Origin of the sequence: Rathayibacter tanaceti (assembly GCF_001634385.1) — a bacterium.
Lineage (GTDB): Bacteria > Actinomycetota > Actinomycetes > Actinomycetales > Microbacteriaceae > Rathayibacter > Rathayibacter tanaceti.
Window position 1 is genome coordinate 1 of sequence record NZ_LIIN01000196.1, and the last position, 3,072, is coordinate 3,072.

Consider the following 3,072-nt stretch of genomic DNA (forward strand, 5'->3'; position numbering starts at 1 on the left):
GTCCTCGCCGATCGCCGCGCGATCTGCGGTGCGGCCAGCGCGACGAACGCGACGGGGCCGGCCACCGTCGTGGCGATGCACACGAGGGCGACTCCGGTACCGAGTGCGAGCGAGCGCACGGCCGGAACCCGGACGCGGTGGCCGCCGCGAGGTCGTCGCCGAGCTCGAGCTGGCGGAGCGCGGGCGCGAAGGCGGGCACCACCGCGAAGAACCCCGCGGCGAGCAGGCCGGCGGCGGTGACGGTGGCCGCATCGACTCCCGCGAGGGTGCCCGCGCCCCAGGCCGACGCGAACAGGGCGGTGTCGAGCTCGACCTGGAGCAGGAGCCAGGTGCCGAGCGACGCGGCCATCGACGAGACCGCGATGCCGACCATGATGAAGCGGAAGCCGCCGATCCCCGTTCCGCGGGAGAGAGCGGTGATCAGGAGGGCCGCTCCCAGGCCGCCGACGAGTGCGCCGGCGGTCCGCGCCTCCCAGGAGGAGCCGACCAGCACCAGCGCGGTCAGCAGCCCGACGAACGCGCCGTTCGAGAGCCCCAGCACGTCGGGGCTGGCCAGCGGGTTGCGGGTCACGCTCTGGAACACCGCCCCCGCGACGCCGAGTGCGGCGCCGACGACGACCGCCGCGGCGATGCGGGGCAGCCGCCACTCCACGACGACTGTGCGGGCGAGGCCCTCCGTCGATCCGGAGACGACCCCGAGGACGTCGCCGAGCGGCACGGGATAGTCGCCGCTCATCGCGCCGACGACGCCGAGCACGCCCAGAACTGCGACGAGGACGCCGATCACGACCGCGTTCCTCCGGGTGCGCATTCGCCGCGTCACAGCCCGGTCACCCGTCGCCGACGACGGACCAGCACGATCAGCACCGGAGCGCCGACGAAGGCCGTCACGATCCCCACCGGCATCTCGGCCGGCAGCACACTCACCCGGCCGACCACGTCCGAGAGCAGCACCAGCACGGGAGCCGCGAGCATCGAGCCGGCGACGATCCAGCGGTGGTCGGGGCCGGTGCTCCAGCGCACCACGTGCGGGATCATCAGGCCGACGAACGAGATCGGTCCGGCGAGCGCGGTGGCGGTTCCCGCGAGCAGAGTGATCGCCAGCACCGCGAGCAGCCGCGTGCGCAGGAGCGAGACCCCCTGCGCACGAGCGGTTTCGTCGCCGAGGGCCACGGCGTTGAGGGCAGGAGACACGACGAGGGCGAGCAGCGCTCCGAGCGCCAGGAGGGGGAGGACGGGCAGCAGGACGTCAGTGCTCCGCCCCAGCAGGCTCCCCGCCGACCAGCCGAGCAGGCGCTCGAACGCGTCGGGATGCGTCAGCGTGAGCCCGGTGGTCAGGCCAGAGAGCACCGCGCCGACCGCGAGTCCGGCGAGGGTGAGCGTGATCGGATCCGAGCGCCCCCGCCCGCCCGCTCCGAGAGCGAAGACCACGACCGTCAGCACCAGGGCCCCGCCGTAGGCGAACCACACGTATCCGCTGATGCTCGTGACCCCGGCGAACACGACGGCCGCGGCGACAGCGGCGGAGGCGCCCGCGTTCACTCCGAGGATCCCCGGATCGGCCAGCGGATTGCGGGTCACCGCCTGGATCAGCGCCCCCGCTCCGCCCAGCCCGACTCCCACCGCCAGACCGACGAGGGTGCGCGGGAGCCGCTGATCCTGGACGACGAACCGCGACTCGTCGGTCCCGCCTCCGCTGAGCGTGTCGAGCAGGAGCCGTGGATCGAGCGGATTCGCGCCGACCGCGATCGAGAGGAGCGCGGCGACCACGAGGGCGAGCAGCGTCCCCGAGAGCCAGAGGGCGAGCCTCCTCCTCGGTCGCGTTCCGAAGGCTCGCGGCGCCGGACCGGTCACTGCGCGTCGCGCAGGACGTCCTCGATGTCGTCGAGCACGGCGAGCCCGCCGAGGGGGCCGACCCCGGTGATCCAGTACGACTGGTCGACCAGGTGGACCTCGGGGAACGCGCCGGCATTGGCGGTGATCGACTCGGGCACGGTGGTGGGGTCGTCGACGTCGGTGGTGGTCACGAAGACGTGGTCGGCCGTCGCCTCGAGGACCCGCTCGGGCGACAGGTCGACCGAGATCGACTGCTCCCAGTCGCGCTCCGGGGTCGTGAAGCCGGCGCACTCGAGGGTGCTGCCCGCGAACGAGTCGGGCCCGTAGAGAGTGAGGAGTCCGTCGCGCGGGCGGATCAGCTGGGCCGTCGACCCGGCGACGTCGAACTCGGCCGCGATCTCGTCGCAGCGGTCCTGGTAGTCCTGGAGTCGCGCGGTGCCCTCGTCGGAGCGGCCGAGCGCCGAGGCGACGAGAGCGACGTTGTCCTTCCACGGGTCGGCCTGCGAGGCGAGGAACACGGTGGGCGCGATCGCCGACAGCTGGTCGTAGAGGGCGGAGTGCCGCGACTCCGTCCCGATGATCAGGTCGGGAGTCAGCGCGGCGATTCTCTCGACGCTCGGCTCGGTGACCGTTCCCACGCTCTGGATGCCGGCGGCCTCGGCGCGAGGTACGCCGGAACTCCCGCGCTCTCGTTGAGCACCGCGGCTCCGACCGGGACGACGCCGAGGGCGACCGACGTGTCGAGGGCCACCGGCTCGAGGACCACGACGCGGGCCGCCGTGTCGGGGACGGCGGTCGTGCCGCGCGCGTGCTCGACCGAGCGGGTGCTCGGCGGGGAGTCGCTCGCCGACGAGCCGGCTGCGCCGCCCGCGCAGGCCGAGAGGCCGAGCGCGGCGGAGGCGGCGAGGGCGATGACCGCCAGGGAGCGGCGACGGCGGTGGGAGGAGGAGGAGGCAGGATGCACGGGAGCGCCTTCGGTCGAGGATCAGCTGGATCGACCGCGCTGTCGGATCACCGATGAGTAAGGATACCCTCACTCGGCGCGTCCCGTCGCCCCACTCGCCAGTAGCCTGGGCCTGCACGAGGGCGGGATCCACTCCGTGCGCGTCACCGCATCGCGCAGCGCGGCGACGGCCGTGCTCTCGGCGGCGATCCAGGCAGTGAAGTCGCGGCCCGTGCGCGGCGGCGGCTCCGGAGTCGTCCCGCGCCCACCGCGCGATCGCCTCGGCCAGCGCC

General features: G+C 73.9%; 4 protein-coding genes. All 4 read right to left on the reverse strand.

Annotated features, from left to right (window positions below):
* The coding region (locus tag ACH61_RS14665; protein WP_236713711.1) for a FecCD family ABC transporter permease at window positions 1–787 on the reverse strand (787 nt) is incomplete at its 3' end.
* 32 nt (window positions 788–819) lie between these two features.
* A complete protein-coding gene (locus ACH61_RS14670) occupies window positions 820–1,854 on the reverse strand; it encodes an iron chelate uptake ABC transporter family permease subunit (RefSeq protein ID WP_082845305.1) in 1,035 nt (344 codons plus the stop codon).
* Entirely contained in the window at window positions 1,851–2,474 is a 624-nt protein-coding gene (locus ACH61_RS14675) for an ABC transporter substrate-binding protein (RefSeq protein ID WP_236713712.1), read from the reverse strand. Before ACH61_RS14675 ends, ACH61_RS14670 begins: the two co-directional genes overlap by 4 nt.
* Entirely contained in the window at window positions 2,429–2,800 is a 372-nt protein-coding gene (locus ACH61_RS18650; protein WP_236713713.1) for a hypothetical protein, read from the reverse strand. Before ACH61_RS18650 ends, ACH61_RS14675 begins: the two co-directional genes overlap by 46 nt.
* Window positions 2,801–3,072: the final 272 nt, after the last annotated feature.